The organism is Roseomonas sp. TAS13, from assembly GCF_001950415.1.
GTDB classification, from domain to species: Bacteria; Pseudomonadota; Alphaproteobacteria; order Acetobacterales; family Acetobacteraceae; genus Roseomonas; species Roseomonas mucosa.
In genome coordinates this window covers 1-6,556 of the sequence record NZ_BDLP01000248.1, presented here as the reverse complement: position 1 = coordinate 6,556, position 6,556 = coordinate 1, and the positions used below count along the sequence as shown (strand labels likewise).

4 protein-coding genes and 1 tRNA gene are annotated in these 6,556 nt (G+C 68.6%); 1 reads left to right on the top strand and 4 read right to left on the bottom strand.

Features of this window, described 5'->3' with window-relative positions:
• A partial coding sequence (locus tag ROTAS13_RS16960) for an alpha/beta fold hydrolase (RefSeq protein WP_139323402.1) occupies positions 1 to 647 on the top strand: 647 nt, incomplete at its 5' end.
• Between the two features lie 135 nt (positions 648 to 782).
• On the opposite strand, the gene ROTAS13_RS16955 is transcribed toward ROTAS13_RS16960, so the two are convergent.
• The 4 genes from ROTAS13_RS16955 to ROTAS13_RS16940 form a co-directional block, all read right to left on the bottom strand.
• Positions 783 to 1,580: a (S)-acetoin forming diacetyl reductase gene (locus ROTAS13_RS16955; RefSeq protein WP_075822919.1), complete on the bottom strand. Its 798-nt coding sequence runs from the start codon at positions 1,578 to 1,580 to the stop codon at positions 783 to 785.
• A gap of 71 nt (positions 1,581 to 1,651) precedes the next feature.
• Complete coding sequence (locus ROTAS13_RS16950) at positions 1,652 to 3,043, bottom strand: NAD-dependent succinate-semialdehyde dehydrogenase (protein WP_075822918.1); 1,392 nt, start codon at positions 3,041 to 3,043, stop codon at positions 1,652 to 1,654.
• Positions 3,044 to 3,466: 423 nt separating this feature from the next.
• Complete coding sequence (locus ROTAS13_RS16945; protein WP_075822917.1) at positions 3,467 to 6,271, bottom strand: phosphoenolpyruvate carboxylase; 2,805 nt, start codon at positions 6,269 to 6,271, stop codon at positions 3,467 to 3,469.
• 66 nt (positions 6,272 to 6,337) lie between these two features.
• A tRNA-Met gene (locus ROTAS13_RS16940) sits at positions 6,338 to 6,414 on the bottom strand.
• Positions 6,415 to 6,556 lie beyond the last annotated feature (142 nt).

Sequence of the window (6,556 nt, the reverse complement as noted above, 5' to 3'; positions counted from 1 at the left end):
CACCTCTCTATGCTGACGTCGAGACTTGTGATCAAGAGACAGGCCTGCCGCTCTATATCCTGGGGGAAAGCATGGGCGGCGCGGTCGCGGTGGCGGCGGCCGCCTCGAAGGACCCGCCGGTGGCGGATGGCTATATCCTGGTGGCCCCCGCCCTCTGGGGCCGTTCGGAGATGCCCGCCTGGATGCGCGGCCTGCTGGAATTCGCTGCCCATACCATCCCCAAGGTCGGCTTCCGCAACTCCGCCCCCGGCATCACCCCGACCGACAACCCCGAGGCCGCGGCCGGATGGCGCGACGACCCGCGCACCTACAAGGAGGTCCGGGTGGACACGCTCTATGGGCTGGTGAACCTGATGGACGCGGCGGTGAAGGCGGCGCCGGAGTTCCGCGCCCGGGCGCTGATCCTCTACGGCGCCCATGACCAGATCGTGCGGGCCGAGCCGGTGCGCGCCGCCCTGCGCCGCCTGCCGGAAGGCGCGGACCAGCGGCTCGCCTACTATGCCCAGGGTTATCACATGCTGCTGCGCGACCGGGAACGGGCCGTGGTCGCCGGCGACATCCTGGCCTGGATCACCGACCCGGAAGCCCCGCTGCCCTCCGGCGCGGACCGGGCCGCGCGGGAATGGCTGGCCCGGCCGGGGGAGTGAGGGACCTTGCGCTGTCCCGGGGGACAAGGCTCCACCTTTCCCCCGGCCCCCTCATCCGCCAGGACGCTGAGGTTCCTGGACCTCCCGTTCATTGGCGCGTGCGGCCGGACCGCGATCCGGCCGAAGCGCCACAGATCAATTGAAGACCATGCCACCATCGATGATGAGGGCCTGGCCGGTCATGTAGTTTGAATCGGGTCCGGCGAGGTAGGAAACGCAGGCCGCCACGTCTTCCGGTTCGGAGATGCGGCCGAGCGCCACGTTCCTGGCCCATTGCTCGAGGCCCCATTCCAGGGACTTGCCGTTCTCGTCGGCGACCTTCTGCGCGATGCCTTCCATCATCGGCGTGCGCACGATCCCCGGGCAATAGGCATTGGCCGTGATGCCGAGCGGCGCCAGGTCCCTGGCCGCGGTCTGGGTGATGCCGCGAATGGCGAACTTGGTGGCGCCATAGACCGCCAGATCCGGACTGCCGACCTGACCGGCCTGCGAGGAGGCGTTGATGATCTTGCCGACCACGTCGCCCTTCCTGGCCGGCTTGCGGGCCTTGAAATGCTTCACCGCGGCCTGGATGCCCCAATAGGTGCCGCCGACATTGACGTCGAACACCTTGCGGTAGATCTCGGGCGTGATGTCCTCGATCGGCGTGACCGGGCCGAGGCCGGCATTGTTGACCATGACATCCAGGCGGCCGAAGCGGGCGACGACCTCGTCCACCGCGCGGAGGACCTGGTCGCGTTGCGAGACGTCCGCCTTGACATCCAGTGCCTCGCCACCGCCGGCCCGGATCGTGTCTGCGGCCTTCTTCGCGGTATCCGTGTCATAGTCGAGGCAGCCAATGGCGAAGCCGTCGCTGGCGAGGCGGACGGCTATGGCGAGGCCGATGCCCTGGCCCGCCCCCGTGACGATGGCGACCTTCCCGTTGGTCGGCATGCTGCTTCTCCTTCTCTCTTTCGTTCATCCCGACACTGCCTTCCGGCCCGGAGGCAGGAAGGCAGCCGAATTCAGAATGGGGCCTCGATATCGACAACATCGATCAGCTTGTGGTTCACGAACTCCTTGAGACCCAGGCCGAGGAGCTCGCGGCCGTAGCCGGAGCGGCGGATGCCGCCGAAGGGCAGGTCCGCTTCCACCTTGGTCGGGTGGTTGACGAAGACCATGCCGGTCGAAATCCGTTGGGCGACCTCGAAGCCGTGCGCCGGATCGGCGGTGAACACCGAGCCCCCGAGGCCGAAGGGGGAGTCGTTGGCGATGCGGACGGCATCGTCCTCGTCCCTGGCGCGGAACAGCATGGAGACCGGACCGAAGAACTCCCAGTAGCGGGCGGGATTGCTCTCAGCCAGTTCCGTCAGGAGGGTCGGCTGCACGAAGGCACCCCGGTTGGGCACTGGCGGACCGACCTCCTCGGCCTTGGCGCCATGGCCAACGGCCTTGCGGATCTGTTCCTTGATGTCGTCGGCGGCCTTCTGCGAGGAAAGCGGCGCCAGCGTCGTCCTCGGATCGAAGGGGTCGCCCGCGACGAGCTTCGCGACACCCTTGCGGTAGCCGTCGAGGAAAGCGTCATAGACCTCGTCGACGACGATCATGCGCTTGGACGACACACAGACCTGGCCGCCGTTCCAGTGGCGCCCGAACACGGCCCAGTCCACGGTCTTCTTCATGTCGGCATCGGCGAGGACGACGAAGGCATCGGCCCCGCCGAGTTCCATCGTCGATTTCTTGAGCGCCTTGCCGGCCTCGGACGCGACGACAGCCCCGGCGGCTTCCGATCCGGTCAGCGCCACGCCATGGACGCGCGGGTCGTTGATGATCAGGTTGATCTGGTCGCGGGTGGCATAGAGATTCCGGAAGGCGCCTTCCGGCAGGCCTGCCTCCCTCATCAGCGCCTCGAAGGCGGCGGCGCTCTGCGGCACGTTGGAGGCATGCTTGAGGAGGAGCGTGTTGCCCGCCGAGAGCTGCGGCGCGAGGATGCGGGCGATCTGGTAATAGGGGAAGTTCCACGGCTCGATGGCCAGCAGGACCCCGAGCGGCTCGTGCACCAGCACCGCATCGCCTTCCGCCGGATCGAGCACGGGCAGCTTTTCCGGCTTCAGCAGTGTCTCGGCATTGCGGACATAGTATTCGAAGATCCTGGCGGAGAGCTCCACTTCCGCTTTGGCCTCGGTCAGCAGCTTTCCCATCTCGAGGGTCAGGAGCCTCGCATAGGCGTCGCTGTCACGGCGCAGTATGTCGGCGGCGTTCTGGAGGATGCCGCCACGCTCGGCGAAGGAGGTCTGCCTCCATCGCAGGAACGCCGCATGCGCCTTGTCGAGGGCCGTGCGCACCTCGGCATCCGTCGCATCGGGGAACGTGGCCACGGTCTCGCCAGTATATGGGTTGATGGTCGCGTAAGCCATTCTGCTCTCCCTGGCGAATGAAGCTGCTTGCCGGAAAATGTCCGGACACCGGGATCCTTCGCTGCCGGGATCATCCGCATCAGGGCGTCCCGGCATCGCCACGAGCATGCTGCGATTCTCTCCGGGGAAGAGCAAGTTCCCGGCAGCGGAACAGGAGCAGCCCAGCCATGCGGCATCATGGCTGGCGAGGCCGGCACGGATGTCGTCGTTGTTGAAGACTTTGCCGTGGAGCACACGGATTTCTGCCAGGAGCATGTTCGTATGCTCCGGCATGGATGATACACGACCGGATGGATGATGGTCTCCGCGCCTATCCCGGCGGAACGCGGCGCCTTGAACAGTTCATGACATCTTCTGCCATGGCGCTTCCGGCGGCATTGCCGGATGTTGGCGGCCCGTCACGCGACTCCCGATGGAGACGGATCACCCGAAAGCGTCGCATTCCAGCGTCACGACGGCGCTGACCTCACGCACCATGGCGAAGAGCTCGCGCAGGGGTTCCGTGATCTCCTCGTGCTCACGGCCATAGCCGCCGTGGCGTGGCGTGGGCGGCTCGGCGAAATCCAGCGAGGCCCCGGCCGGTTCCACCACCGGAAAGACCGCGTCGAAGACATCGGCCGCACCCTCCACGTCGAGGCGTAGCAGGCGTTGCACCAGCCCTTCCCGCGTCACGCTGTGACGGGGCGAGAAATCCGGCATCTCCACGGCGATCAGCCAGATCCGGTGGATCAGGCAGAGCCGCAGCGCGTGCAGGGCGAAGAGGCGGTCGCTCATGGCGGGCGCGACGTAGCCGCCCTCCTTGGGCCAGGCGCCCCGCAGGCGGATGTCGTCGGCCAGAAGGCGGCGCAGGACGCGGCGCGTGGGATCGGTCAGGCCGAGGTCCTCCAGCGCCCGGGCCACCCGCATCAGGGCCGCCGGGCGCCCGGCGCGGCGTGTATGGGCGGCGCGGTCCAGCCACATGCCGGGGTCCAGGCTCGCCACATAGCCGCGCAGCACATCCGGGTCGGAGCAGCGCAGGGCGGCGCGCACGAAGGCCATGGCGTTGCGGAAGCGCGGCGAGCGGCGGAGGAGGTCGGCGAAGGTGTCGGGTTCGCGCGACGCGCCGTCGCCCATGCCGTGGGTGAGCGTGGCCAGGAAGCCGAGCTGTTGCAGCACGGCGTTGTTGGGGATGGCGCGCAGCTCCCGCACATGGCGGATGACGTTGGGGCCGCCGCTGTCGCTCTGCCGGGCGGCGGGGCGCGATCCGGTCCGGTCCAGCAGGGCCGTGCCGATGGCGCCCAGCAGGGCGGCGTAGCCCGGATCGTCCACCAGCGCCGACATGGCGGCGCGGGCCCCGGCGAAGAGGTCATTGGCGAAGCCGCCCTCGGCATAGACGGGGTCGCTGTCCGCCTCGACCGGGGCGAAGGCGTGTTCGGCGATCCGGGCGATGGTGGCCTGGGCCAGTTCCGGCGTGCCGAAATTCAGGTAGCCGTCGCTGCCCTGGAAGCTCGTCTCCAGGCGGACCGGGGTGTCGTGCGCGGCAAAGGCCGCCCGCACCGCCGGCGGGTCGAGATAGTCCAGCCGGGCGGCCAGCCCGTCCGGATGGCCGGCGCGGCCCAGCCCCTCGCCATGGGTGTCGAAGAGCACGACCTCCAGGTCGCCCAGCCCGTAGCGGTCCAGCAGGTCGGCGACGCGCAGCTTCAGCCGCTCGATGAGCTGGCTGGCCTGGACCTGGCCGACATAGCGGCCGGAATCGGAATAGCCGAACTGCAGGCAGAGCCGGCCCAGCTTGCGCAGGTAGTCCCGCCAGGCCGGAGAGCGGAGCGCCTCCTCGACCACGCGTTCCCCGCGATGTTCCAGGGCTTCGGCGGTCTCGAAGAGCGGGGAGATCTCCAGATGCTCCTCCACGCCGCAGAGCCGGGCCAGCAGCAGGGCGATCAGCAGGGTAAGGCCGCTTTCCGTTTCCGCGATCAGGAAGCGGACGGGCTGCGAGGCGTCCACATGCTTGGCGATCTGGGTGACGGTCATGATCAGGCGCAGCGCGCTGGCCTGTTCGGCCATCAGGCCGCCCATATCGACCGGCTCGGGCTTCACATGCTGCAGGGCCTCGTTCACGGCGGCGAAGGTGGCGCGACGACGGGCCGGGTCGGCGGGGTCGCCGCCGATCTCGGCGAAATGCAGGCGGGCGGCGTTGTGGAGCTGTGCCGCATTGAGGCGGACATGCGTGCCGGCCAGGGAAAGGCCGTGTGCGGCGAGGCCGGCCCGGGCGACGCAGAGGGCCATGCGGGTTTCCTCGTCCGCAGCCTCGGCGATGGCGCTTTCGAAGAGGTCCAGCAGCGGGACCGGGGTAACGAGCGCGGCCTCCCGCAGCCCCACCAGCTTATGGGCGAAGTCACGCACCGCCATGGGCTCCGTCGGCCCGGAGGGTGGGCAGGCGGCGATCTGCTCGTCCACGGCCAGGAGGGCTTCGTCCACGCGCTGCCGCAGGGGCCCGGTCGTTTCCTCATCGAGGGGATCGAGCTGGAGCTTCAGGCGTTCGAGCTGCATCCGCTTCATGGAGAGGCGGAGCCGGAGCGTATCCTGCCAGCCGATATCCGTGCGCCCATCGGTGTCGTAGCCGACCCAGGAGGCCAGGATGACCGGTCTGGGCTCCAGGCGGAGCCAACGGTCCGGCCAGAAATCCCGCGCCACTTTCAGGAAGGCCTCCGCCATGCGATCCAGCGCGTCCCTGGCATGGATGATGGCCTCGGCGGCCTGGGCGAATTCCATGGCCAGGGTCGGTACGTCCGGGCGGAGCGGCAGCACTTCAGCCGGCGCCGGGCCGCCACTGGCCATGGCAGCCAGGGCCTTGTTGGTGACGGGAGGGAGGCTGAAGGTGGGATGGGCCGTGAAAACCGCGGCCGCACGGGGACGTTCCGCAGCCACGGCGAAGGCCGCGAAACGCACCGGGCTGTCCTGGGGGTCGGGCCGGGCGATCCGGGTGGCGAGGGCCGTCAGGGCCTGGTCAGTCTCGGCAATCGGAACGACACCGACGGCTTCCCGCAACCGTGCCGCGCGGTCACGAAAGGCGGACTGCCCCAGGTCACGCAGAAGCTGCGCGAGTTCCGCCCGCGACAGCCCCCCGTCATCCATGCGCCGGCTGAGCAGGAGCGCCAGGGCCAGAGCCGGACTGCCGAAGGGGTCGCTGACGGCCGCCTGCCGGGTTTCGGCTGCGAGCCTGAGGATGTCGAAGGGGGGATCGTGCCGCATAGGTACGTATGCTGCACGGGCGAAAGAGCGCTGTCGTGTATTCTTTTTGACAGAGCCGCTTTTGTTTGGATGCGGGGACAGGATTTGAACCTGTGACCTTCAGGTTATGAGCCTGACGAGCTACCGGGCTGCTCCACCCCGCGCTGGGTGATGGTGTGATGGTGACGTGGGCGGCGATCGGGTCGGGGGGTGTGGGAGGTTCCCATCGGGCGGCCTGGCGGCGACCGACTCTCCCGCGTCTTGAGACGCAGTACCATGGGCGCTGAGGCGTTTCACGGCCGAGTT